18 protein-coding genes and 1 pseudogene are annotated in these 26,301 nt (G+C 49.0%); 4 read left to right on the top strand and 15 right to left on the bottom strand.

Annotation, left to right across the window (positions count from 1 at the left end):
• Positions 1 to 256: 256 nt before the first annotated feature.
• The 12 genes and pseudogenes from PVOR_RS14550 to PVOR_RS31765 form a co-directional block, all read right to left on the bottom strand.
• Positions 257 to 1,234, bottom strand: coding sequence for an N-acetylglucosamine kinase (locus PVOR_RS14550; protein ID WP_006210057.1), 978 nt, complete (start codon positions 1,232 to 1,234; stop codon positions 257 to 259).
• A 34-nt stretch (positions 1,235 to 1,268) separates the two neighbouring features.
• Positions 1,269 to 2,051: an SDR family NAD(P)-dependent oxidoreductase gene (locus tag PVOR_RS14545; protein WP_006210056.1), complete on the bottom strand. Its 783-nt coding sequence runs from the start codon at positions 2,049 to 2,051 to the stop codon at positions 1,269 to 1,271.
• 139 nt (positions 2,052 to 2,190) lie between these two features.
• Positions 2,191 to 2,928 (bottom strand): trehalose operon repressor, encoded by a 738-nt coding sequence (gene treR, locus PVOR_RS14540; RefSeq protein WP_006210055.1) that lies wholly within the window; start codon positions 2,926 to 2,928, stop codon positions 2,191 to 2,193.
• Between the two features lie 62 nt (positions 2,929 to 2,990).
• Positions 2,991 to 5,012, bottom strand: a complete 2,022-nt coding sequence (gene treP / locus PVOR_RS14535) for a PTS system trehalose-specific EIIBC component (protein ID WP_006210053.1) — start codon at positions 5,010 to 5,012, stop codon at positions 2,991 to 2,993.
• A 26-nt stretch (positions 5,013 to 5,038) separates the two neighbouring features.
• Positions 5,039 to 6,751: an alpha,alpha-phosphotrehalase gene (gene treC, locus PVOR_RS14530; protein ID WP_006210052.1), complete on the bottom strand. Its 1,713-nt coding sequence runs from the start codon at positions 6,749 to 6,751 to the stop codon at positions 5,039 to 5,041.
• A gap of 244 nt (positions 6,752 to 6,995) precedes the next feature.
• A pseudogene (locus PVOR_RS14525) lies at positions 6,996 to 12,466 on the bottom strand (S8 family serine peptidase).
• 744 nt (positions 12,467 to 13,210) lie between these two features.
• A complete protein-coding gene (locus PVOR_RS14520) occupies positions 13,211 to 14,698 on the bottom strand; it encodes an S-layer homology domain-containing protein (RefSeq protein ID WP_006210051.1) in 1,488 nt (495 codons plus the stop codon).
• A 134-nt stretch (positions 14,699 to 14,832) separates the two neighbouring features.
• Positions 14,833 to 15,528 carry a response regulator transcription factor gene (locus PVOR_RS14515; protein WP_006210050.1) on the bottom strand — a complete coding sequence of 232 codons (696 nt, stop codon included), beginning with the start codon at positions 15,526 to 15,528 and terminating at the stop codon, positions 14,833 to 14,835.
• 9 nt (positions 15,529 to 15,537) lie between these two features.
• Positions 15,538 to 16,998: a sensor histidine kinase gene (locus PVOR_RS14510; protein WP_006210048.1), complete on the bottom strand. Its 1,461-nt coding sequence runs from the start codon at positions 16,996 to 16,998 to the stop codon at positions 15,538 to 15,540.
• Between the two features lie 74 nt (positions 16,999 to 17,072).
• Entirely contained in the window at positions 17,073 to 18,293 is a 1,221-nt protein-coding gene (locus PVOR_RS14505; protein ID WP_040680649.1) for an amidohydrolase, read from the bottom strand.
• Between the two features lie 268 nt (positions 18,294 to 18,561).
• Entirely contained in the window at positions 18,562 to 18,801 is a 240-nt protein-coding gene (locus tag PVOR_RS31770; protein ID WP_234972905.1) for a hypothetical protein, read from the bottom strand.
• Positions 18,798 to 19,412, bottom strand: coding sequence for a phosphotransferase enzyme family protein (locus PVOR_RS31765; protein WP_234972903.1), 615 nt, complete (start codon positions 19,410 to 19,412; stop codon positions 18,798 to 18,800). Before PVOR_RS31765 ends, PVOR_RS31770 begins: the two co-directional genes overlap by 4 nt.
• Before the next feature lie 307 nt (positions 19,413 to 19,719).
• Between PVOR_RS31765 and PVOR_RS14495 the strand changes: the two genes are divergently transcribed.
• Both PVOR_RS14495 and PVOR_RS14490 read left to right on the top strand, forming a co-directional pair.
• Positions 19,720 to 20,514 (top strand): M15 family metallopeptidase, encoded by a 795-nt coding sequence (locus tag PVOR_RS14495; RefSeq protein WP_006210045.1) that lies wholly within the window; start codon positions 19,720 to 19,722, stop codon positions 20,512 to 20,514.
• Between the two features lie 231 nt (positions 20,515 to 20,745).
• Positions 20,746 to 22,173, top strand: a complete 1,428-nt coding sequence (locus PVOR_RS14490; RefSeq protein WP_006210044.1) for a 4-hydroxyphenylacetate 3-hydroxylase family protein — start codon at positions 20,746 to 20,748, stop codon at positions 22,171 to 22,173.
• An 81-nt stretch (positions 22,174 to 22,254) separates the two neighbouring features.
• Here PVOR_RS14490 and PVOR_RS14485 read toward each other — a convergent pair whose 3' ends face one another.
• Positions 22,255 to 22,446, bottom strand: a complete 192-nt coding sequence (locus tag PVOR_RS14485) for a hypothetical protein (RefSeq protein WP_006210042.1) — start codon at positions 22,444 to 22,446, stop codon at positions 22,255 to 22,257.
• A 154-nt stretch (positions 22,447 to 22,600) separates the two neighbouring features.
• On the opposite strand from PVOR_RS14485, the gene PVOR_RS14480 reads away from it, so the two are divergent.
• Positions 22,601 to 23,455 (top strand): protein kinase domain-containing protein, encoded by an 855-nt coding sequence (locus PVOR_RS14480; protein ID WP_006210040.1) that lies wholly within the window; start codon positions 22,601 to 22,603, stop codon positions 23,453 to 23,455.
• A 158-nt stretch (positions 23,456 to 23,613) separates the two neighbouring features.
• Positions 23,614 to 23,835, top strand: a complete 222-nt coding sequence (locus PVOR_RS14475; RefSeq protein ID WP_036642683.1) for a hypothetical protein — start codon at positions 23,614 to 23,616, stop codon at positions 23,833 to 23,835.
• Between the two features lie 2 nt (positions 23,836 to 23,837).
• On the opposite strand, the gene aac(2')-IIb is transcribed toward PVOR_RS14475, so the two are convergent.
• Both aac(2')-IIb and nhaC read right to left on the bottom strand, forming a co-directional pair.
• Positions 23,838 to 24,557, bottom strand: a complete 720-nt coding sequence (gene aac(2')-IIb, locus PVOR_RS14470; protein ID WP_006210039.1) for a kasugamycin N-acetyltransferase AAC(2')-IIb — start codon at positions 24,555 to 24,557, stop codon at positions 23,838 to 23,840.
• 162 nt (positions 24,558 to 24,719) lie between these two features.
• Positions 24,720 to 26,096 (bottom strand): Na+/H+ antiporter NhaC, encoded by a 1,377-nt coding sequence (gene nhaC / locus PVOR_RS14465; RefSeq protein WP_006210038.1) that lies wholly within the window; start codon positions 26,094 to 26,096, stop codon positions 24,720 to 24,722.
• Between the last annotated feature and the right edge of the window lie 205 nt (positions 26,097 to 26,301).

Genomic DNA, 26,301 nt, shown 5'->3' with positions numbered 1-26,301 from the left:
ACTAAGAAATAGTTTACTATATTTTCTACTGTTATGTTACATGAAAGATTTTACAAAAAACTAGAATTGAGCTACTAGCCTAGACAGCCAGAATTCAGCCAATGGAAATATCATGCTATAGAATTCATTAAATTAATATTTCATATCATGAATTCAATATAATTCGGCAACTGCTCTCCATCTAGCAAACAAAAAAAAGCATCTGATCCAAGATCAAATGCTTTAAAAGTGATTTCGCAACAGGTTTCATCGGACTCTACCACGCTGCATGAGGGTGTCTTCGCATGAACTCAATCATACGGGCATCAACAAGTACACCCACATGCTGAAGTGCCTTTATCACAGCTCCGGATGCGGCCGACAATTCAGGAGCCTTGTAAACATACTGTTTATTTTTCCCAAATCGCAGGCTCTCATTAAACTTTAATTTCATATAGGGACTGTTCACGACACTGCCAATTCCCGTAACCGATACGTGATCTGATTGAAAGAACGATCCCAGAATCTCGACGCCTACCATGATTTGCTTCATGGCTTCATCACACACATTCTGGGCCAATGGACTTCCGGCTTCAGCTGCAATCGTGATGATTGGTGCCATGTCTCCAAACTTCTTGTTGCGCTCCTTACTCTCTTCCATAAATCCTGCGGCCGCCAAGAGGCGAAGCTGTTCCATATTCTCAACATTCCAATAGCTCTGAACGCTGCGAACCAGCGTTTCATCCGATTGTTGAATATTCCCGGCCAGTATTTGGTACACCGCATCATACGCAAGAAATCTCGCTGCGCTGGCGGCATAATGGTGAAAATCGATATTCTTAATCGGTGTCTCTTGTTCCGTTATGGCTAAAATCATGGAGCCCGTTCCAGATACAACCACGATACCCGGCTTCCCAATGAATGCACCTGCGTGCGCGACAACGGAATCGTTGACATACCATTTCGGGCATTGCAGCCCCTCCACATCGGTTAAACGGGTCACCCAATCCAGATCTTGATCGGACTCGTAACCCGCTATTCCCGCATATAGTCCTATGACTTGGTCCAGGCTGCAGCGCGCCATAGAAAGCGACGATCGAATGGTTTCTTGAACATTTTTGTGCGCATTGCTGTCCTTATGTATCGAGGATGCGCCGCCAACTGCATATGACCGGATATTACCATTCAAGTCACTGACCATGACGCGCGTTTGCGACCCGCCTCCGTCAATCCCAATCACTACCTGATCATTCATCTCCAAGGTCCTCCTGAACTCCTATTCTGGCACCTTACAAAGACGGGGCTGAACCGCCGTCGATATTGATGGAAGTTCCGGTTACATAGGAGGCCGCGTCGGATGCCAAAAAAACGATGACTTTTGCGGCTTCATCCGTATCTCCAATGCGTCCCAGCGGAATCTTGTGGCGCGGGTCCCGAGCATATTGCTCCCATGAGAGCCCTGGCTCCTCCCGCTTCCACCGCTCCTCCAGCTGTGCACTGCGGATCATTCCTATGCATACCGTGTTTACTCTGATTTGATCGGATGCCAGATCATGACTCATGGCCTTGGTCATGGCCTGTCCGGCTGCCCGGCTGACACTGCTCGGCATGGACGAAGCCGGCGGCGTCTTGGCCCAGGACGTTGTGACATTGATAATCGCCCCGCCGCCAGACTTACGAATATGCGGAATCGCAGCACGCGAAAAGCGAATGGCGCCGAACAGCTTGAGATCCAGATCGGATGCCCATTGTTCGTCTTCAATCAGCTCGAATGGCTTTGCTGCCGCAGTTCCCGCATTGTTCACCAGGATATCGAGTCGACCGAAATGTTGAACGGTATCCCTTACCGCTGTCAAGCATTCCTCGGATTGAGTCACGTCCGCTGTTATCGTCAGCGCCGGAAATCCGCTTGAATCTCGAATATGTTCAGCCGCAGCAGCTAATTGCTCTCCATCCCTTGCACAAATAGCCACCTTTGCGCCTTCAAGAGCAAACGTGACTGCCGTTTCAAGGCCAATGCCCCGGCTCCCTCCGGTAATCAATACAACTTTGTCTTTGAGTCCTAAGTCCATATCTGATCGGCTCCTTTACTTTGATATTCCGAATCGTTGTCACTATCATACCTTCAACAAAGGAGATGATTTCCCCTCCTTCCGCTGCTGCAACAGCAAAAGCCGCGATCTCATCGCGGCTGCTTGACACTTCTATCTTTTATTTGTTCCAATGCTCCACATTGGATTCTCTTCTGGCAAAATCGACAAACTGGAATTTATCTAACCGGTGTCTCGATTCCGTATATTGAAAGAGTGTTGTATCCTCCAGATGAACGTAACCCCGGACTACGACGACATGTGTATCGTTTCCAAGATCCATGTAATCGTGGTCCATGGTTGTAGCACGTTCAACAGAAATTATTTTTTTGGCATAACTGATTTTCAAATGCAATTCTTGCTCAAGATATTGAAAAATAGAATCGCCGGTAATTTCCTTCGTCAAACCTGTGACGATGTCGGCAAGCAAACAATCAATATCCAGGATGATGCGTTCCCCTTCGATCTCCCTGGCGCGAATCACCTTCCACACGAGCTGGTCCGGACGGATTTGAAGCTCCTTCGCTATGCTCTCCCCTGCAGGGACGCATTTCGTTTCATACACAAAGGTTCGGCTTCTTCTGCCTAACCGTTCAGCCATCTCTTTATAACTGACCAGACCCGATACCGGAAAGTTCAATCTGCCTGTATCCAGAACAAAGGAGCCTTTGCCCTTAACCTTGTGGATATACCCGTTTTGCGCGAGCAAATTAAGTCCTTTGCGAACCGTTTCCCTTGTAATCTGATAGGTGGCGGCAAGCTCGTTCTCCGATGGCAGCTTACTGCCGGCCTGGAGAATTCCCGTATCGATTTGTTCGGCATAATCTTTGTAAAGCGTCCAATAAATATTGTTTGTCATCCCTTATCACCATCAGCTATTGTACCATGATCCAGCGATGATTACATGCTCCACAGGTACCGTCAGATTTCAGAATGCAAAACGGCTTGAAGCACGCGGGTCTGACCTTGAACGGCCTCTCCTTCATACTCCACAACCTCCTGAATGAGTTCCTGTCCATCCGGTACGATGATCGGCGTGATGACAGGCAAGCCGGCTTGTTCAATACGATGGATATCGAATTCAAGCAGCAATTGTCCCTTGGTTATGGCATCCCCCGTCTCTACATGGGCGATGAATCCCTCCCCTTTTAAGGAGACGGTGTTGATTCCCACATGGATCAGGATCTGGACCCCGTTAGTATCGGTCAAAATAATCGCATGTTTGCTCTTCTTGATCAGATGAGCGACCTGACCGTCAAACGGTGCGTAGACTTTCCCTTCCGACGGAATGATGGCAATACCTTGCCCCATTTGTTTTTCAGCGAACGCAGGGTCCGGAACTTCAGCCAAAGGCACGACTTTACCGTTCATCGGTGCAGCGATATCCACCATAACCTTCTTGGAAGCATCGGTTGAAGTACTTGCCTCAGAAACAGGGGGTACGGAAGAACGGATTGGGGCTGCAGTCGCACCGTCCGTCCGTTCATTTTCAACGTTATATTGGGGAATTTCCTTCCCTTGGTTTCTGATTGGCCTCGACATCTGGTAACGTCCGAACAACAAGGTTCCCGTGAACGGAACAACCAGTACAATCGCCATCCCCAGGAAGAACACGCCCCACTGGTTAGGGAATATGGACAGGAAGCCCGGAATACCACCGACTCCGATCGAAGAAGCCAGAACGTTGTTGACTGCCAGCAGCACGCCGGCAATTCCGGATCCGACCATACCGAATATGAAAGGATATTTATGACGAATGTTTACCCCGAAGATAGCTGGCTCGGTTACGCCCAGAAAGGCGGAGATCGATGACGTAACAGCAAGCCCTTTGGCCTTCTGTTCCTTCAGAATGAACATCATGGCAAGCGCGGCCGCACCCTGTGCAATGTTGGACAAGGCCAGCATCGGCCACAAGAACGTTCCTCCGTTACTGCCGATAAGCTGGAAATCTACCGCAAGGAACGTATGATGCATTCCCGTGATAACCAGCAGCGCATACAATCCGCCGTATATCAGGCCGCCAAGAGCGGCAAACGAATCGAAAATGCTGACCAGTCCTGAAGTGAGGACGTTGCCAATGGCAAAGGTGATAGGTCCCACCAGGATAAATGCGAGGAAGCCGGTGACCAGCAAGGCAACGGGCGCCACAACAAGCAGCTTGATGGAATCATGAACACGCTTGTCCAGAAACTTCTCGATCTTGGCTAATATATAAGCGGAGACCAGAACAGGCAGCACCTGACCCTGATATCCGATTTTCTCAACGTCAAAACCGAATAAATTCCATACCGGAACCGTGCCCTCCAGTTTGGCGTCCGCATACTGATAGGCACTCAGAAGATCCGGATTAACCAGAATCAATCCCAATACGATCCCAAGCAGCGGGTTGCCCCCAAACTGCCGTACCGCCGACCAGCCGATCAGGACGGGAAGAAAAGTAAATGCCGTACTTGCGATAAGATTGATAATGGATGCCACATCCGCCCATTCGGGATGCACCTGAATCAGGGATTGTCCTTCGTAGAAGATACCTGGACCCGTAAGCAGATTATTAATGCCGAGCAGCAAACCTGCCATGACAATCGCCGGCAAAATCGGAATGAAAATATCCGCTAGCGTCTTAATGGCCCGCTGAATCGGATTTTGTTTCTTGCTGGCAAGGGTCTTCACATCATCCTTGGATGCTCTTGTTCCACCGGTGATATCCATCATTTCATTGTAGACCTGGTCCACCAGACCTGGTCCGATAACAACTTGAAATTGACCCTGAGAGGAGAACTGCCCCTTCACCAGATCGTTCTCATCCAGAGCTTTGGTATCAACCTTACTGTCGTCCGCAAGGGCAAATCGTAATCGTGTAACGCAATGCGTGGCGGCTTCAATATTGTCTTTTCCACCGACTGCTTCGACAATTCGCTCCACATTTTTGCGATCAATGGCCATAGCTGTACGCTCCTGACTATATAAATTTAGTTGGTTTCAATAAGCCACATATAAGAGGCATATGGTTGAAGTTTCACAACCTCGGCAAGCTCCGGTTGTTCCGTCGTATTGCGGACAAGCAGCTGCGCGGAAGCTATGTCCGGTTTCCCCCACATATTCGGTGGCAGTTCGTACGAAACGCTGCGGCTGCTAAAGTTGGAAATTACTATGAGCGTCTGCTCTTGCGTTCTTCTGGCATAGGCATAGACCTCGGGATGTCCTTGATCCAGCCGAACGTATTCCCCGTCGGTTAGAACAGGAAGGTTCTTGCGCAGCTCAATGAGCTGGCGATAATGGTGATATATCGAATGCGGATCCTCCACTTGAGCTTGTGCATTGATCAGGGGATACCGCTCATCGATCTTGATCCATGGCGTGCCTGTCGTAAAACCGGCCTGATGACCGTCATTCCACGGCATAGGCAGTCTGGAATTGTCCCGGGACCGTACGGTCACAATATGGGCAGCTTCTTCCGGCGTTTTGCCCTGCTGCTGAAGAATCTCGTACATATTCAATGATTCGATATCCCGAAATTCGGACATATCATTCCATTTGGGATCCGGCATCCCGATTTCTTCCCCTTGATAAACATAAGGAGTGCCTTGAAGCCCATGAAGTGTAGTAGCAAGCATCTTCGCACTTTCTGTCCGGTATTCCTCATCATCCGTGAACCTTGTAAGCGCGCGCGGCTGATCATGGTTGTTCCAGAACAGAGCGTTCCAGCCTCCGCCTTGCTGCATGCCGGTTTGCCAATCGGATAGCACCTTTTTCAGCTCCTCAAAATCATAAGGCTTGAGCTCCCATTTTTGCCCGTTCGGATAATCCACCTTCAGATGGTGGAAGTTGAAGGTCATCGAGAATTCGTTCTCCTTCGGATTCGAATAACGGATGCAATGTTCAAGGGTTGTAGAGGACATTTCTCCGACCGTAACCAGGTTATACGGTTTGAACACTTTTTCATTCAGTTCCTTGATATACTCATGCACCCGCGGTCCGTCGGTATAAAATTTGCGGCCGTCTCCGGGAGACACGGAGCCGTCATCATCCGGGAAATCTGGATATTTCGATATCAGATTAATGACATCCATCCGAAATCCGCTTACGCCCTTGTCCGCCCAGAACCTGAGAATATCAACGACTTCCTCTCGGACCTTCTCGTTCTCCCAGTTCAGATCCGCCTGTGTCTTGTCAAAAAGAGTCAGGTAATATTGCCCTGTGCCTTCGTCATACTGCCAGGCAGGTCCCCCAAACTTGGACTTCCAGTTATTGGGCGGGCCTCCATCGGTTCCGGGATCTCGCCAGATGTAATAATCGCGATAGCGATTATCCCTGGATGTTCTTGCCTCTTTAAACCATGGATGCTCGGTGGATGAGTGATTCACAACGATATCGATCATCAAGTGCATATTTCTCTTTTTCAATTCTGCTACAAGTTCGTCGAAATCTTCCATGGTACCGAAAGCGGGATCAATACTGCAATATTCTGCAACATCGTAACCGTTATCATTTTGCGGAGAAACGTAGACCGGCTGGAGCCACACGATATCGATACCAAGCCCCTTTATATAATCAAGCTTCTCCATAAGTCCGCGGATATCGCCTGTACCACGGCCAGTTGTATCATTAAAGCTCTTCGGATATACCTGATAAACGGTGGAAGTTCTCCACCAATCCTGGAGCGGGTTCCCTATGGTATGCATAAAACGGCGTCCTCCTCATCATCTTGTATATACAGGTTGTCTATGAAGAAATGATAACATGTATATACAGGTTGTCAACCATCTATCAATTAAATACCCATTTTTGCAACAATTAGACGACCACTCACAAAAATAAACAAGACAAACAAAGCCCCAGGCTCTGTTGAATCAACAGGACCCGGGGCTGTTCGATCATCCATTCTACCTTTCACATATCACGATACCATCAGCGATTTGGTTACATTTACTGAATGATGATGGTGTGAACAGCACTGTTCACGCCTCCTTCATTATCCGTAACGGTCAAACGCACCGTATACGTTCCTGCATTGTTGAATTTATGCTTGACTTTGGCCTTCGAAGCGGTTGATCCATCCCCGAAATCCCAAACATAACTCACAATTTCGCCGTCTTCATCCACGGAGGAGCGAGCATCGAATTCAACATTTTTCTTCTTCTTTGCAGTAGACGGAGCCTGAATCACGGCCACGGGGTCCTGATTGGTCGGCGGTTCAGGATTCTCTCCTTGGCCGGAAGATACATACAGCCTTCCGCCAGCTTCAGTCTCGGATGTATTGCCGGCCGCATCCCGCACCCGGATCACTATGATTCCACCATCCAGCACCAGGCTGGACGGTGTTGTGTAGGTCCCCGAGTAGTGACCGGATTCCGTCTCGGTCAATGGAATTTCGCCTCGTCCCTGCGCACTCAGATCCAAAGGAAGCTCAATTCGGAAAGAGGCTTGAAGATTCGGAACACTGTCGAAGGAGACCGTTACAGTCTCCCCCGCTGTAATTCGAACATCCTCTGCTGGTGAGATATTGCTTATTTCCGGCAATGCGGTATCTACATAGACGGTACGAGTTACCGTCGACTCATTGCCTGCAAGGTCTTTGGCTTTTACGGCTATCGTGTTCTCGCCTTCGTTGACCAGTACGCGATGCGTAAAACTTCCGTCCTCACCGAGCTGTACCTGCTGTTCGTTCACGGTCAGCGTGTCAATGAATTCGTCAAGGGCGCTGCCGGTAACATGGACCACCTCCGTATTGGTGTGGCTCCCTTCCTCAGGAGTCACAATCGTTAATTCCGGGGCAGTCTGATCCAGCGTTACAACTACCGGCAGCGAGCGATCTGTAGCCTTTCCGTTGACTACAGCCTCGGCAGTGAGCGAGTTGGTTCCCGGTGTCAGCTCCACATTCAGCGTAAACTGCCCATTCTCAACAACGGTGGTCCCTGCCGCTTCCTCGCCGTTGTAGATCCGGATCTCTGCACCCGATGCCGGAGAAGTGCCTGTTAGGGTCACCGTTTGTTCATTCGTGTACGCATGATTGACAGGTGACGTAATGATGGGTGCATTAACTGGATAACGCACCACTGCGCGGATCATGTAATTGCCCTCTTCTGCGGGAGCCTGACTCCAGGCACCACTTACACGCTGCCAGCTTCTTAAGGCATTTTCGCCCGATTCATCGGTTGCAAGCCCAGGAGCATTGTTTCCTGCCTCCGTCTGAACGTACACGATGTAGAAATCGCCTTGCACAACAACGGGCTCTGGGAATTCAACTGTGGTCCATTGATCGTTGCGCAGTGCGGTTCCGTCAAAAGGACCTGCCAGCAAACGACCCGGCGCTCCATTCTCGCCCGAAACGTCATACACTGCATATTGGAACGCGGTGCCGCCTGGTTGCGGCCATTCGGTGTTCCAGAAGCGGAGCGATGCGCCCGTAAGCTGCGCGGCCTCGTGTTCCGGCGTCATCCGTACCGCCCAGGCATTGCCCGCTGCTACGAAGGCTCTGGCATTTTCAGGTATGCCATCGTCATACGCAATTTCGCCAGGGAATCCGATAAACGGTTTAAGGGTCACATTGGCCTCAGCTGTTCCGTTGCCAGGAACCGTAATTTCAACCGTTTCACCATAATAATCCGCAGCCAGAATCGATAACGTATAGGTGCCTTCCAGGACATCCAGGGTGAACCTGCCGTCTTCCCCTGTGCGCACATCACCGACCCGTGGATCTTCCAGAACTGCTATGCTAGCCCCACTGACCGGTTCTCCTGTACGTTCGTCGGTAACAACACCTTCAATCTGTCCATGCGGGATGGCTTCCAGATTGAAATTGGCTTTTGCCGATCCGCCATCAGTAATCGTAACGACTTCGGTTCTCGGATAGTATCCGTAAGCCTCGGCCTTCAGCGTGTAATCACCTGCTACATGAGAGAAACTGTATTTGCCAGTTGCCGGATCAGTCTTCACCGAACGCCCGGTCTCAAGCACCGTAACCGTTGCGCTTGCAGGCAGGCTTTGCGGTGCCACCTCTCCGGTTCCCGGTTTCCCAGCTTCCGGCTGCGGCTGCTTGCTTTGATTGAATTCATACTTGTCGGTTCTGCTAATTTTGTACCAAGGATTATCATAGGCCGGTTTCGGCTTGTCACTATGCAGTACTTCCGCAGTATCCTTGGTGACCGCTCCAGGAGCAACGCCAAGAATCCGGAAGTCGTCGATGTACCAGCCCGTTTTCACCACACTGTTATCCGAGGTCAGCCTGAATCGGAATTGGACCTCGTTTCCTTTCCATGCATCAAGATCATAAAATACCGGTGTCCATTGCTTGCCGTTGGTATTGTGAGAGAACTTCCCGAGCTCGGACCATGTGTTTCCTCCATCGGAAGAGGCCTCAACATAACCGTAATCGTATCCTCCCTCAATTTCATACCAATGATTAAAGGTCAATGTTGCTTCGGTAACCTGGGTCAAATCCACAACCGGGGATACCAGGGAATAATTCGAACCACTTTCATAGGTATTGTCCAGATCGGTCGCCCACGCATTGGGTACAGAGAATGCATGGCCAGGTCCCGAAACCGGAACACCGCGTTCCCACTCATCTTTGACGCCGGAATGCGTCCAACCGTTGTCGCTGCTGCCATCAAAATGATCGGTATAGATGTCCTCCGGCACCACGATGTCAATGGACACCTCGCTCGACTTCTCGCTTTCATTGCCGCTGTAATCGACAGCCGCCACGGTATAATAATAAGTAGAACCGGTGACAGTTGTTGTATCCGTGTACGTTGTTGCCGCCGTATTTCCAATCGCTTCATAGCCTGTGCCCGAAGCGGTGGATCGATATACGGTGTAAGACTTCAGATCCTCAGCATCCGGACCGGTCCAGTTTAAGGTTGCATTGCCCAATATATCGGCTGAAACGGCCAGCCCGCTTGGCGCTCCCGGAGCAATGTCATCCGGTGCCTGAATTTCAAAATCGTCGATGTACCACCCTGCCTTCTGAACGGAAGCATCACTCGTCAGATTGAACTGGACGAACACCTGCTGTCCGGCGTAGGCCCGTAAATCCACATATTGTGTTACCCAGCCTCCACTAGTCCCCGTAAAGCTAAGTACCTCCTGAAAAGCAAAATCATTCTCCTCGGCGGCAATGTATACTTTGCCCCAATCAATATTTCGCTCCAGGTCATACCAATGCTTGAAGGTTAACAGGCCACCCTCCGGACTGTCTGTCAGGTCGATTGGAGGTGCAAGCAAATAGGCGTTGCTGTTCGCACCGTACGTGCCCTCGAGGTTAGTCGCGATCAGCTTGTCTCCGGAATATGCACCTCCTGGACCGCTTGTTGGTGATCCCCAAGCCCAGGCGCTTCCTGTCCCGCCTGCGGTAAAGCCCAAATTATTCTCTTCAAAATCCTGGATATATCCAGGCTGCACACCGTCCGAGACCTCAACTTTATAGACGCTGCTCTCAAATCCGTTATTGCCGTAATCATTGACCCGAATATAGTATTCCAGCCCTTGCGATTCGATCAGAAAAGCGGGAATGACCGCCGTGTACGTTCCATCCTTGCTATCCCCGGCTATGCGATTCATCGGCAGATAGACGTACTGGCTTGTGCCCGCTGTTCTTGCAAAGGCCTCTACAGCGGTGACGCCCACATTATCGGTTACGCGCGCAGTAAGCGGAACGTCAATCCCCGTAAAAGCCGAGCTCACTTGTGTATGCTCAAGCACCGGCTCTTCCAGATCATCGCCTGCGGTTACAACCCTGCCCGATACGGTGCCGATGCCTTCTACCACCGAACCTACAGCATCCAATGCATTAATGATTCCGTGACCATACCCATTGTTGGGTGAAGTCGGATACTGACTGTCCGTTCGAGGCGTGGCCGTCTCCATGATAATCTGCTCCAGCTGATCGACGTTTAGAGAGTGATTAGCCTGAAGCAGCAGAGCTGCCAGCGCGGTTGTATGCGGCCCTGCCATTGAGGTGCCGTCCCACCCTCCTTCATAAGCACCACCTGGCACAGAGGATCGGATATTTACCCCCGGTGCTACGAAACCTCCGGTTTGATCTCATCATAGGGCGAAGGACCACGTAAGGAAAAAGAGGCTAGGTTGCCGTTAATATCGGTTGCCCCGGTGGCGAAACTCTCCGGATAGTTGGCAGGGTTGGCAACGGAACCCGGTCCGCCCGGGTTCGTCGGCCGCACATTGCCTGCGGAGAACTCGGGGAAGATCTGTGCATCACGCCAGGTCTGGACCATAGGCCGGAACCATTCGTCCAATCCGGCGCCTCCGCCCCATGAATTGTTAACCACATCAGGGGCCAGCTCTGGATGCAGATTGCCTTCCGCATCCACGGGTGCAATAAGCCATTGTCCGCCGTCAAGGATGATGGCATCTGTCGTTCCCGGATTGAATATCCGTACGGCTATCCAGGTTGCTCCCGGAGCAACACCAATCTGGTTGCTCCCATCCTCCTCAGAGCCGACCATGGTGCCCATCGTATGGGTACCGTGACCATCTCCATCGGCAGGCAGGGAAGAACCGCTGTGCGGATCATACCAGCTCAGCTCGGGATCAACGATATTACCCGAAGCGTCATAACCTCTCCATTTTCGATTCAGGGCAGGATGGGTGTAGTCCACGCCGCTATCCAGATTGGCTACCACGATTCCCGTTCCGTCAATGCCCCTCTCCCAAACTTCCGGGGCATTGACGTAGTCAATGTTCCATTCCACATTTTCCGTTTGCGGTTGAGGAGCGTTTGTGGCTTCATCACGGGCTCCCTTGGGAACCGCAGGCTGAATGACCGATACGCCTGGCTCCTGTACGGATGTCTTCGGAGTACTCGATTCCTTTTCCGTGCTTGCGTCCTTCGTGTTGACCTCAGCCTTCTGAAGGAAACGCTCTTCATTTGGCAAAATTTTATCCACTTCGGGCAGGAGCGCAATCTCCTCCATAACTTCCTGGGTACTGGTCACTGCCAGCGCATTAACAATAAAATAGCTTTTATATTCTTTGACCTTGCCGAGATCAAGTGCCTTATCCAGATAACGTTCCAGTGTGTATTGGGTTCGCGATGCCGTCTCCCGCAATGAACTTACAACGGAAGTCCTGACGGAGAGCTTGGTTGCCGAGGGGGTCTGCTTCTCCAGCGTTGCCTTCTCCATAGCCTGCTTAGAGACCGAAGCGGTGTCCACTTGTTCCTTCATCTTTACCAGATAGGTGACATAATCGTCTTTCTCAAACTGCTTGCTCAGCTTGTTGCTGACCTTGTCCGTTGCAATCTGGGCCAAGCTGGATTTCATGTCAATCTTCTGAGAGGAGGTGTTGTCTGCTGAAACCGGATGAATGAATGATGCTGCCAGGAGAAGCGACAGACCCATGGAGAGAGGCTTGCGTAACCGATTTAACTTTATCAAACTTTTCCACTCCTTTTACCCGGTTTTTAATCTGTGAATGGTTGGACCCATTCCGATTCATGAAACAGTGAATCGCCTTAGCCTGAGCGAACCCGCATGTCCAGTGAAATTTACATGAAGCCTCACCTCCTTTTCAGAACAAGTTCATCATCGATTTGATTATCATTGCGTAATGGATAGCAGCATTGCGGAAAATAAGGATTAAGGGAAGAAGGATGTTCCGGTAAGACACTGAAGTTTGCAGAACATTTGCTATGGAGGGTAATCGATTGCGCTAGTAGAAACGCATAGGCCAACGAGTCTGTAACTCCTGGCAATCCGGGGTGTCATTCGTGATATGCAAAGCTATTAATATTACATATAATATAAAAATAGTATTTATTTGTTTTTTAAGAAGTAGTATAAAGTCATCATATATGAAGTTCAAGCATTTATCTTCTAAATAATAGAAAATAAGCCTTTTTAAGTCTCTCCTATCTATCCAATGACTCTCTACATGTCAGCTTCAATGCGCAATTACGTAAGTCATTCTATGACTTGGCTCATGGCCTGCATTATGTCATTATCCGTAGAGCAAAGTAAGAGATATGTTCCTAGCGAGACGAGCACGCTAAATAGACTCTTACAGCCTGGCTGTAAGAGTCATTATTTTCTTGCTTCACTTAACGGGCGCTGAGCTGCCTTCGTTTGTTTTACTTCGGTTAAACAGCACCATCTGTCCTAATTCATCCGGATAGAATGAGATTAATTTAATGTCAGGCCCGTGGAAGTACCTTTTGCCCATTCTCCTACCGGAGTTACGGTATAGGTCGTGCCTGCTCTTAGTTTATCGCCCTCCGTGAGATCAAACACGCCTACCGCACCTTTGCGGCTAGAATATTTATATACGGCCACCTGCTTATGACCCTCTGCGTCGATCAATTCCACGCTGCGGCCGGAGAACAACTCATCTCCCGGATCCTCGGATAATGTAACGGCAACCGAAGTTTCACCGATAGCCTCGGCTCCCACCATTTCCAGCGGGATGAATTCTTTAGCAACGAATGTCCGGCTTGCAATCTGTGCCCAATCAGAGGTGACGGTATACGTAACACCGGGGGTCAGCTGCTGACCTTCAGGTAAACGGAATTTTGGTTCTTGCTTGCCATCGGTCGATTGCGTGAATGGAACGTATTTTGCCACCATGGGCAGTCCGCCCTCCGGAGTGATGGTTACTTCTCTGCCCTGACCGGAGGAAATGACTTGATAAGCTTTCCCATCAGCTCGGTTGTTCTCATCTAGTATGAATGCGTTTTCTCCCCTGCCGCTGCTATATGCAGAAATAACGTAGCCATAGTCTACAACCCCATTAGACTTAAGCGCCTCCAGTTCAAACGTATCCTTGGCGACCTGCCTTGCCTCTGTCATGTCCAGCTTTGTGGCGCTGCCTGCAAATGTACCTGCTTTCTGCCCTTTGTAGGTAAGCGTATAGTCGGTAACCTGATTTTGTGCGGATGTCGGAACGATATAAGTGGATATCGAGCCCGTTTTCAGACGCGGCATGTTGGTTAGCGCAAGTCCATCGCTAAATACAAAATCTTCCTTAGCCTGTGCAAATACCTCATTGTCTGCTGTCAAGGGAGCATCTAAGGTAATCATCAACGTAATGGTATTCAATGCGCGGACACTCGTAATTTTGGCTTCTGCCGAAGGGATTGCTTGGTGTGCCGTATTCAGCAGGTATGCAGCTTCTCCCCGAGTGACATGACCTGCGCCTTCACGTAAACGTTCCGCCCAGTAAGCCACGGATTTCACGTCGCGTTTCAATGCCTGCGATACGATAATAACCAGCTCGTCGCGAGTGACGGTTCCCTTTGGATTAAAACGTCCATCCGTCGTTGTCATGATATCCAGCGCCGCCAGCTCAGCTGCATAATCGGAATACCAGGCATTTGGATTGACATCCGTTAAGCCTGCCTGGTTCTCGGCTGCTCCCTCCAGCCCAAATGTAAGGACTACCATTTTGGCCAACTCGGCTCTTGTAATGGGATTCGTGATTCCCATCGTTCCATCCTGGTAACCCTGTATCACGCGAAGCCCGGACAACTCCTGGATCGCTTGCTGAATATCTTCGGGTGCTATCATGACTTCTGCTGCTTTAGCTTGCAGCACATTGAACGGTAGAGATGCCGTTCCCAGTGCAGCTGCCAACATCAGGGCAGCCCATTTATTAGCATGCTTGTTCTTGTTCATGTGTTAACCCTCCTTAGAATCTATGCGTATCATTAGCTGATCGTCATAACTCCATCATAGAGGAGAGTCTTAAACTGCCAAGAAAGCTGGGATTAATAAATTCGAAACAATATATTAACTTTTTATAAACTCCATCAGATAGAAAAGCGATAGCCTGCTCCCCAAACCGTCTCAATATACTGTGGATTGGAAGAATCCAGCTCCAATTTTTCGCGCAGCTTGCGGACATGCACCGTTACGGTTGCTATATCCCCACTGGAATCCATACCCCAAATTCGTTCAAACAGTTCATTTTTGCTGAATACGCGGTTAGGGTGGCTTGCCAAAAATTCGAGCAGGTTAAACTCTCGGGTCGTAAACACGACTTCCTGATTGCGCACGTACACTCTTCGAGCGGATTTATCAATGACCAGGCCGCGTATATGAATCTCTGCATTTTGAACCGTCTCTTGTTTGCCCATCAGTCTCTTGTATCTCATCAGATGTGCCTTGGCTCTTGCAACTAATTCGCTTGGGCTGAACGGCTTGGTAATATAATCGTCGGCGCCGAGATTAAAGGCTCGGATTTTATCAATCTCTTCATTCTTGGCCGAAACGATTAGAATCGGGACCTCCTTGTTCTTCCTGATCTGGCGACATAATTCAAAGCCGTTCATCCCGGGGAGCTGCAGGTCGACAACGATGAGACTGTAGTCCTCGTTAAGTGCCAGATGTAATCCCTCATTGCCCGTATGGCATAAATCTGCGAAAAATCCATTCAGTTCAAAATAATCCCGCTCCAGCTGAGCAATTGTAGTCTCATCTTCAATGATGAGTATGCGTGTGGTCATGGATCCTCCTTAATTGATCGCCCTTTTGAGTGTAAAGAACAGGCTTGTACCGACTCCCAGCTCGCTTTCCGCCCAGATGGCACCCCCATGCCCTTCTATAATCTGGCTTGCAATTGCCAGCCCAAGCCCGCTGCCACCCGTAGAAGAATTGCGAGATGGTTCAACGCGGTAGAACCGTTCGAATATATGCGGGATCGCGTCGCGCGGGATGCCCATCCCATTATCTTGGATCTCAACCGTCACCCATTCGGGAGATATTCGGATCGAGACACGAATGGTTTTGGGTTGCTTATCCATAAAATTTTGGGCATTTCCAATAATATTGAGCACTGTTCGCTTCAATTTTTCCAGATCGGCTATGACCTCAACTCGATCCGCCGTACGCTCCATCCACTCCAGTTGAATCCCCTTTTCATCCAGAATGAACTGAAGTTCATCAATGCAGTCGTCTAGAAAGCCGATGATATCTACAGGCTCGAACATGAATGGCACTTGCTTCGAATCAAGCTTGGAGTACAGGAACAACTCACCCACAAGTTTATCGAGATCAACCGCTTTGGCATAAATGATGTTCACGTACTTATCCATCTTCTCCGGTGTATCGGCAACTCCGTCGCGAATCCCTTCGATGTATCCTTTGATACTTGTAATAGGTGTACGTAAATCATGCGATATATTGGAGATCAGCTCCTTCCGGTTCTCTTCATCCTGAAGCCGGAGCTGAATCGAGGCCTGCAGCCGCTTTCGCATATCCTCAAAGGCCTCGTTCAATTGTCCGATTTCGTCTTTCGTCTGCAAATCAAGCGAGAATTGGAGATTTCCCTCCTTGATGTGCTCAGCCGAATTCCGGAGCAAATCAAGCGGGTTGACAACGCTGCGGGTAATCCAGCGGTATAACAGTACATTCGTTATCACAATGATGCCGATCAGAATCAGAACGAGGACAGGCAGCAGCTTGCGTGTCACCTCACCAAAGGGACTACGCTCTCGTATGACAAAGACACTTCCTTTCGCACCATCCGAATAACGGAAATCATACTTGGCATAAGCATAGAATCGTTCGCCAATGTTAAACGTATGGCGGATCTGATTGTTGTTCAAGTCATAATGAGGCAGACTCCGTTCCAGCTCGGGCTGATTGAATGTATGGGATTCAAACACCTGATCTTTTTCCCGGCGGACATAGAGCCCGGCTCTCACCGTTCTCAGCTTGAAATCATATTCCTTCAGCAGCTCTTGGTTTTGGAGCTCGTCCGGTTCATTCTTAGCCAGGTATTTCAATTCAAGAAAGATGGACTCCTCTTGCTCTGTTAGCGGGTTGACCTGATAATGCACTTTATAAAAATCCCGAATGTCGCGAATGTCGCCGGTTGCTGCGATGGTAAACAATCCGGCAATCAACACAAATACCAACAAGCTGAGGACAAGCATGCCGGTATAGGATAATAACAATTTAATTCGGATGGACATCTATTTACCTCGCTTTGGCAGAGGATCGTCGCCTGATTTCGTGATTCCACTGCATCACCCCTTACAGGGATGAATTAAAATGAACCCGAAACGATATCCCCTTTGAACATCGTAACGACTCGCCTGGATCTTCTTGCAATGGCTTCGGCGGAGCATGAGGCTTCAACGAACACGATGCTTGCTTCGTCTCCGACTCGCGGCCATACCTGCTCCCCCTTGTCATTAAGCGGTGTTATGCCACCGGTTATATAGCGGAGTGTGTGCGCCAGTGAGCGTTCATCCACCCATCTGGATATTTCCGCTAAACGACCTGCACGTTCCAACACATCCCCATTGCCAAAGGGCGACCATACATCAAAAATGTTATCGCATCCAACTGCCACCTCTACTCCACGCTTGTGCAGCAGACCAACGGGAGGGAACGTTCGGCCAATCGGCACGCTGGTTATAATAGCAATTCCTGCATCGGCTAATAAATCCCCCATCTCCTCTGCTTCGGACGGTGATATATCGCCCAGACCAAATGCATGACTAATCGCAACCTTCCCCTGCAGCCCTGCTTCCTGGGTTAGCTGCGCCAGTCTCTTCAAGGTGTATATCCCCTGGTGGTCGGCATCATGCAAATGCAAATCGATTCCTGCGTTACCTTCGACTGCGAGCTCCACCATTTGCTGCAGGGAGGCCTCGATATCGCCATCAACCGTAGCCGGATCAACGCCTCCGACCAAGCCGGCTCCTCTGCGAAGAGCTTCCCGCACCCATTCCTTTGCCTGTGACCGCAATAAACCATGCTGCGGAAAGGCAACGATTTCGTGTGACAGCTTGCCCTCAAAGCTGTGCAAGGCTTGCTGAACAGCTTCCAAATGGTCTAATCCAGCCTCCGGATATATATCCACATGTGTACGTACATGTGTTACTCCGGAGTCTACATAGAGGTTGAGCAGTTTTTCCGCGCGGTCCTGGATACGAGTATCAAGCGAAGGCAGTGTTTTCTTCTCAATATCCAAGCGTTCAAATATACTGGAGACCGGCGTTACGGAACGCCAACGGTCACCTAGCAGCGTTTTATCCAGATGACAATGCTTTTCAACAAAAGACGGAAGCAGCAGCAGCCCTTTCACATCCTGTTGAACGGCTTGGTCCGGGATGTTTGTGTCGCAAGAAACCACCTTCGCGATTTTTCCATCCTCTATAAACAGATGACAACTTTCCGTCCTGGTGCCTGTAATGACACCATCTTTAATATTATAGCCGCTCTCCAGCCGGGCGTTTGTCAACCAATAAGATGACTTCATATCCATCGATCCCCTCTCTCCTAAACTGGTTTACGATTATGCTAACATAGGATCAACTATATGGATAATATGTATTAAATAAGATTCACTTAGGTTTTTCATATAGAAGAAAGAGAAAAACCACCCGCTAGGATGGTTCACAATAAGATGGTTCATATAGTTTTTACGATAATAACGTTCAAAAAACAAAACACCGCGATGTACGCAATGTTAAAAACAGCGTCTGCTTCCCATGTGAACCAGCGAGATATGCCTCCCCGTACACGGACTATACAATATAAAATATGCGTTCTCCTGATAAATAAGGAATGCAGTAATCCGCGCACAATTTTGGCATCCGCTCACGCATCCAGGCATGCACGGACTCGTTCTCCATCTGGAAGACATAATATCCGATAATGGCCACGAGCATGAACCCTTCGAGCAGCACGAGCTCATTCTGACCGGTTATATTGTCGCCATAATATCCTCTAAGGAATAGATCACGATGTTCCGAAGGAATCATCATAGCCCCCTAGCTACGTCCGTATAATAATACCCCGGTCCGAAAAAACCAAAATCAATAAAACTAAATTCACCTTCCGGCGTCATAATGATGTTTCCTAAACTCAGGTCACCGTGAATGAGCCCCCAGGCACCCTCACTCCCTCTGTCTTCAAGCCTCGTGTTAACCCATCTTAGCGTTGTCTCTATGATGGAAACATCGGGAGATGTAAACAATCCCTTCTCTAAACCCCGCTTGATGACCTCAATCATGTATTCGTGATAGGCGGTTCCTTGACTGGGACGCTTATCCAAGCCTTCCTGCTGATGCTGGCTGTAGAAACGGTGCAGCTCCGCAATATGAGCCCCCAGCCGCTCAACCACTGCCGGGTCCTTCACGTCATCCTTTTGCAGATCCCTGCCTTCCAGCCAGGTAAGTACGGAACTGTTCCACGTCTTCCCTTCGTGCTGTATGATCGTAATCAGTTCGCCATCCCGATTACGGAGTGGCTTCTGAACATGAAGATTGTTCCAGCTTGACAGGCCTTCCAGCATGTTCAGCTCTGCTTGCAGACCCTCATAGGTATGCTGTAAGCCGGCCATGCTGTCTTTGACCGGTTGATGAATGCGCAGCAAATAGGAGCTGCCGTTCTAGGTTCTATTCTCGTTATGTCGTATAAAGGTAGTCTCGGATTCCTCGATGACATAACCTCTTAAAACATCCTGAAGTTCTTCATCCCTCATATGTATTTCTCCTTACGATCAGTATAGGACTTTCGGTGCTCCATATTAAATAATAACTCGATCTGCATGTCATTTCATCCTCCCCAAAAAAGCGAGTCACCTCAAGCTCGTTTTGTTTACATTTCAGAAACATATTAGAGACTCTATCGATATAACTCTCCTATATACTGAGTGAACAGCTAACGAGGAGGGACATCATATGAGAATGAATGGGGTTAAATACAAATCCATTCTACCAGCCGTCATGATCGGTTTGGTGGTTGCAAGTTTAATGATGAACGGTTTCGATACCGTTTCAGGAATGAACCAAGTGGAAGCGGCTGCGGCATCTTCCTCCAGTTCCACCTTCACTGCGTTTTTGGCAAACAACGCACCTGGCCGGACGCTGAAGTATGTTAACGGCGTTACCACGGTCACAAATCTATCAAGTACCGTTGTGCTGGTCAATAAAAAGAGAAACCTGCCTTCCCATTATGTACCGCAAGATTTGGTTATACCCCAAATTCCGTTCAGCTTCTCGGGGCCTAGTCCCAAAAAACAGATGAGAAAAATAGCTGCAACCTCGCTGGAAAAACTGTTCGCTGCCGCCAAGAAAGACGGAATTGATCTCAAAGCTGTGTCGGGCTACCGCTCCTACGCAACCCAAAAATCCATATTCGAACGCAATGCAAGCATTAAGGGCGAGGCTGCTGCCAACAAGACCAGTGCAAGACCAGGACAAAGCGAGCATCAGACCGGTCTGAGCATGGATATATCGAGTGCTTCCGTAGGTTATGACGCTGGAGCAGAGTCTTTGGAAATACCAAGGAAGGCAAATGGACTGAAAGTCAACGCCCCTAAATACGGATTCATTATTCGTTACGGTAAAGGTCAGGAGAAAGGGACTGGCTATTCCTACGAGCCTTGGCATGTTCGTTATGTAGGGGTATTCATTGCCGGAGAAATTACGAGACAAAACCTGACCCTCGAGCAATATCTGGAAAAAAAACAATAATAACACGAAACGTTTTTGGGCCATTGCGGGCCCATTTTTTTCGCCTAATTTCCTCTTGAATTTGCTTGCAGGTACAACCGCATATTTTGCAACACAACATGGGGACAAAGTACTCCAGATAGCCTAAACACGTACATTAACAGCAGCAGACAGGTTAGTTAGCACAGTATGATTTTCGCAAAGAGGTGAAAACAGTGCCTATTAAATCGGGGAAAGAGTATATCGAGCGGATTGATAAGCAAAATATCAACATTTTGGTATAAAGGAGAACGTATCGAAGGTCCTTTATCACAGCATCCTGCATTTCAAGGTCTTATTGAAACCCAAGCCGATCTTTATGATATGCAATGTGATGCGTGCTATTTAGACCGGATGACCTATCCTTCACCTGATACGGGAGAGCTTGTTGGTTTATCTTTTCTCCCGCCAAGGAATGCCGAGGATTTACAAAAACGCAGAATCATGATGGAGCTCTGGGCGAACAGGCACCATGGATTCTTAGGACGCTCTCCCGATTACATGAACACCGCGATCATGGCTCTATTCACGGCCGCTGATATTCTTGAAGAGCATAATCCGCAATATGCCGACAACCTCAGGCGATATTATGCATACTGCCGGGAGCATGATATTACCTTGTCCCATGCGTTCATCCAGCCCTACGCGAGCAAGCTATCCGGTCAGAATGACGATGTAGAGGACTCCATCGCTGCTAAAGTCGTAGAAATCAACGACAAAGGAATGGTCATAAGCGGAGCTTTTATGATGGCTACGCAAGGTGCTACTTGTGAGGAGATGTTAGTCTTTCCGACTCCGTCACCCACGATATTCAATAATGTGAATCCATCTGCCTTTGCCTTTGCGGTACCCAATGATCTGCCAGGGATGGCTTTTATCTGCCGCGAGAGTTACGGAGCCAGCTCCACCTACGATCACCCCTTGAGCGCAAGATACGAAGAGATGGATACACTCGTTATTTTTGATCGTGTTCTTGTGCCGCATGATCGCATATTTTATTACGGGGATGAAGCCTATGCGGGGCGATTGTTTGGCGAGAGTCACTTCCATACCCATATGGCCCATCAAATCACCACTCGTTATATTGTAAAAACCGAGTTTTTACTCGGTTTGCTAGAGTCATTGGCAGATGAGCAAAATGTAGGGCTTGAGCCGCAAATGGTTTTGAACGTTTCCAAGATTATTACATTCCTCGAGACCTTTAAAGCCTTAAGACTGGCTTCTGAGCAAGGCGCACTCCATGATAAATTCGGATATCTCGTTCCTGCCACCAGCCCGCTCCTGGCTTCCAGCATCCTGTTCCCCAAGTTCTATCCTGAGATGGTTGAGATGATTCAAATTCTGGGTTCCAGCGGCCTGATCATGATTCCCTCCGAGATGGATTTCGATTCGGATACAGGACACTACCTCGATCAATATTTAAAAGGCACAACCTCAGAGGCCTACGACCGCATCGCCTTGTTCAGGCTCGCCTGGGAGCTTGGGGCAAGCTCATTCGGTGGCCGGCAAACCCAGTTCGAACGATTCTTCTTCGGCAATGCACATACGGTCGCTTATCGCATGTACAACAGTTATGAGGATCACGAACAGCTCCGGCAATTGATCAACGATTTTATAGCCAAAAACAACAGTGCATCTTAGCACAATATGAGGCGGAACGAAACTCATATCATAACCTCTCTCATGCCTGTAAGGTATGGGAGAGGTCTTGTAGAGTTGACCTTACATAACAATCCTTGCTTTGAAGAGCTCCTCCAGCATAGAGATTTCAATGGGAACAGCCTGCTCCCTAGCCGTGCGAAGCAGCGACAATGCTGCAGTATATCCCAGGTTATTCATGATATAGCTCTGCTGGCTCGCATCCTCATTCGTTACACCTGTTTCAGTTGCTTTATTAAGCTGTTTCGTCATCATACCGGCATATCAGCGCTTGAGTTTCGAAGAAAGATAGAGTCGAGCTGGTTCTTGCACCTTCCGCTACTCGTATAATCCCATCAAAAAGCATATAATGTACGTTGATAGCGGTCTGAGATATTTGGATTTACCAAAAAGGAGAGTTGGAGTCGATATGCGTCTTATTTCATCCTTGAGCTCCTTCATCAACGCTTGGCGGGACTATCCGGCCGAGAAGAATACGGTTCTGGGAAATCGCTATATTGTTCAAAACATGATTGGCGAAGGCAGTTACGGCTTAATATATAAGTGCATGGATCGGAAAAGTGGTCAGATTGTAGCCGTCAAACAAGCAAGACCCAGCAAAGGCAGCTACGCAGAACACTTGCTGAATCGGGAGGCTGCCATATTAAAATCTCTTCAGCATTCGCATATTCCGGCTTACCTGGATCTTTTTACGGACCATCGCCATATCTATCTGGTAATGTCCTATATGAATGGAGATACGCTGGAAGACTTGATTTTTGAACAAAACCAAAAATATCAGGAAGCCGATTGCGTGTCTATTACGATGCAGCTTATGGAGCTGGTGCTGTACCTTCATAAACAAGGTTTTGTTCATCTCGATCTGCGAATTCCCAACGTGCTGTTTAAGAATGGAGAATTGAATCTCATCGATTTTGGGTTGGCACGCAGAATTGGCGAGCCGCCTCCGCTTCGGAAGCCAACACGGCCATGGTTCCGTCATGGCAGCAAGATATCTTCTGAACGCCATAAAATATCGCAGGAAAGCGAGGATCTGCAGGACATCGGCCATTTTATGCTGTTTATGCTGTATTCGGTCTATGAGCCCGAGAGCAGCCAAAGCGTTATCGCCGAGCGAAGCTGGCAGGAAGAATTGCAGCTCTCCAGTGAGTTGAAAATGATGATTGAACGCTTACTCCAGCTGCGAGATCCATATTCTGGATCTTCAGAGTTTATGAAAGAGCTGCGCTGGCTGGTTAACGCCAAAAACTTCCCATCCATATGATGGGAGGCCCTGAAGTTGATTATGGGGCTTACTCTGTGGTACGATCCGATTACGTAGACTGGAATAAGATGAACTAGAAAGGAGGAAGACCGAAATGTTTAAGAAAATAATCAATAAGCTTCTTCACTCCTCATCTCATAGTGATAGTCGAAGGCATCATGGCAGCTCTGCTAAGAATTACGGAAGAAAATACAGCAGCAGCCATGGGTATTCACGTCGTAAAGGCTCTTCTTCAGATTACAAGCGCAGGCATGGAAATCAAGGGCATGGCTATTATAAAAATAGAAGAGGCAGCTCAAGCTGACGATATGGAACCAAGCACTTCTCCCCTCACATGGTTGAGGGGATTTTTTGCGAGGAATGTCATACTGCAGCAATGATTTCATTTGATGGTGAAATTGACTCCATACAAGGACAATCCCAGCTTTCCGGCTACCCGCTGGGAGGAGAGATTCTCCCATGGAGTACTGTAGAGCGGCAATGCCCCCATCTCTCGCACGGCCATCGCCCAACCCGCAACAACTGCCGCGGCGTATCCCCTGCCGCGAAACTCGCCCAACGTCTCAAGCCCGGCTTCGTATGCTTTTGCTGTCACCCGAACGCTGCGGCAGACCGATACTATCCTGCGGTCATGTACAAGTGCCACGCAAGGCTGTACGTATTCTATTTCAGAGGCAAGGCATTCGAAACCGGCAAGCGAATGATCGCTCATATGTTCTCGGGTGATGCGTACCACCTGGATGGTCGACGTCGTTTGAACTGGAATACAATAACAGGGTCCCGTCGCGTGATGTCCGCTCTGGAGAAGCTTCATATACGACCCGAAATGTTTGGGCTTCGCTTGGAAATCTCTCATAATCGGCTCGTCCTCGACCAGTTCTTTCAATAGAAGAGCAAGACTATCTGGAACATCATGGCGAAACCTGCAAAGTGCCGTCCCGTCTATCGTCCGACCCAGGAAAAAACGCGGGGCTGGATCCTCACCCGGCCATGGCTCGTGGATTGCGCGGATCCGCCCGTTTGGATCATGCGTGAACATCGCCTCTACGTGCAGCTCCATCAGCTCTTCGGCCGTGGGCTCGTTATCCCTGCAATGATTCAAGCTCTCATCCCCTTTTCAAATAAAAGATGTTTACTGTGCTCCTTATCATCGTACCAAATCCATCCCGTTATGGCTCGGGTTTAAATCATTATAAACAAATAAACAGCCCCGTTTCCTGAACATCTGGAGACGGGGCTGATTACCATCCATGGATCTCAAAATTCATGTTTCTCGTCCAAGCGAGTTTCGCTGCAACCTTGGTATGAATGCATAGGCAAATGTGAACAGCGGACTTAACCATAAGAATACGGCATAAGGTGCATATTCCACAACCGGAACGCCAAGGGTAGCCGCGAAGAAGGCCCCGCTGACACCCCAAGGGATTAACGGATTCACAAGCGTGCCGCAGTCCTCCAATGTACGGGAGAGCGTCTTCGCTGGAATTCCACGGCGGGCGTATTCCTCCTTGAACATTTGTCCTGGCAAAAGAATGGACAAGTATTGCTCGCCCGTCATACCGTTTACCGCGATTGAAGAAGCGCCCGTCATGAGGACAATGCTGCTCTTTCGCTTCAAGGGTTGAATGATTTTATGGAAAAAGGCTTCAATGATACCGCAATGCTGAAGCAATCCTCCTAACGATAAAGCAATCAAGATCAGGGACACGGACCACATCATCGACTGCAATCCACCACGGTTGACTATGGAAGCCACGATTTCGTTCGTGATTGTGCTCTTGTAACCACTTTGCATGACACTGAACCAGACATCGATGGCCGTCTGCTGCTGAACGAATGCGGTTACCATAAGTCCGGTAACAATACCCACAATCAGTGTTGGGAGGATCGGAAGCCGCTTGATGGAGCAAGCAATAACGGCGAGCGGCGATATCAATGTCAGCCAATGAAGTTGGAACCCATCATTCAGAGCTACCTTCATTTGCTCGATTGAAGACAAATCCAGGGAGTCCGTCATTGGTGCGAGCAGGAAAAAGACCGTTGTAACAATAAGTGCCGGTACGGTAGTGTAAACCATGTTGCCAATATGAGTGAATAGTGATATTCCCGCTACCGCGGGAGCAAAATTCGTTGTGTCGGATAACGGAGACATCTTATCGCCGAAACAAGCACCGCAGATCACCGCTCCGGCTGCCAGGGTTGGAGAAACGCCCGTTGTTGCGGCAATTCCCATAAAGGCAACGCCAACCGTGCTGACAGTCGTAAATGAGCTTCCGGTGAACATAGAGACCACGATGGTCACATATAACGCGCTTACCGCAAAATAATGCGGCTCTATATAATCCATGCCATAGTATAAAATCGTTGGCACCGTGCCGCTCATCATCCATACAGCGATCAGAATTCCGATGAGCGATAGAATGAGAATCGGCATAATGGCCGTTTGAATTCCCTGGATGATGGCAGATTCGAGCTTCTTCCAGGAGAAACCGAATAAACGCAGCAGCGCGGCTGTGCCAACGGTGGTTGCAAGCAGCGGCAGATGCGGCTCCGCTTTGAGAAGAAAGATGGAGACAAACAGCAGTGCCAGAATAAATACGATGAGGATGATGCTTTTGGAGAAACTGAGCTGACGTTCCATGAGGATGAGACTCCTTGTACACTAAATGTGGGAGGGAGATTCGATACCCGTCCCTTCCTATGCAGCATTTGTTTTGATGGTTAAATATGTTTAACTTTTGCGCTTTTGCGCTTTTTTGCTTTTGGGCATTGAAGCACAGAAATTCACTATAAACGATAGTGTGGACTTAGTCAACGTCATGATCCGCCGTGAGAGGACACTTTAA

The sequence above is a fragment of the Paenibacillus vortex V453 genome, from assembly GCF_000193415.1.
Taxonomy (GTDB): Bacteria; Bacillota; Bacilli; order Paenibacillales; family Paenibacillaceae; genus Paenibacillus_AQ; species Paenibacillus_AQ glucanolyticus.
This window is presented reverse-complemented; position numbering and strand designations above follow the sequence as displayed.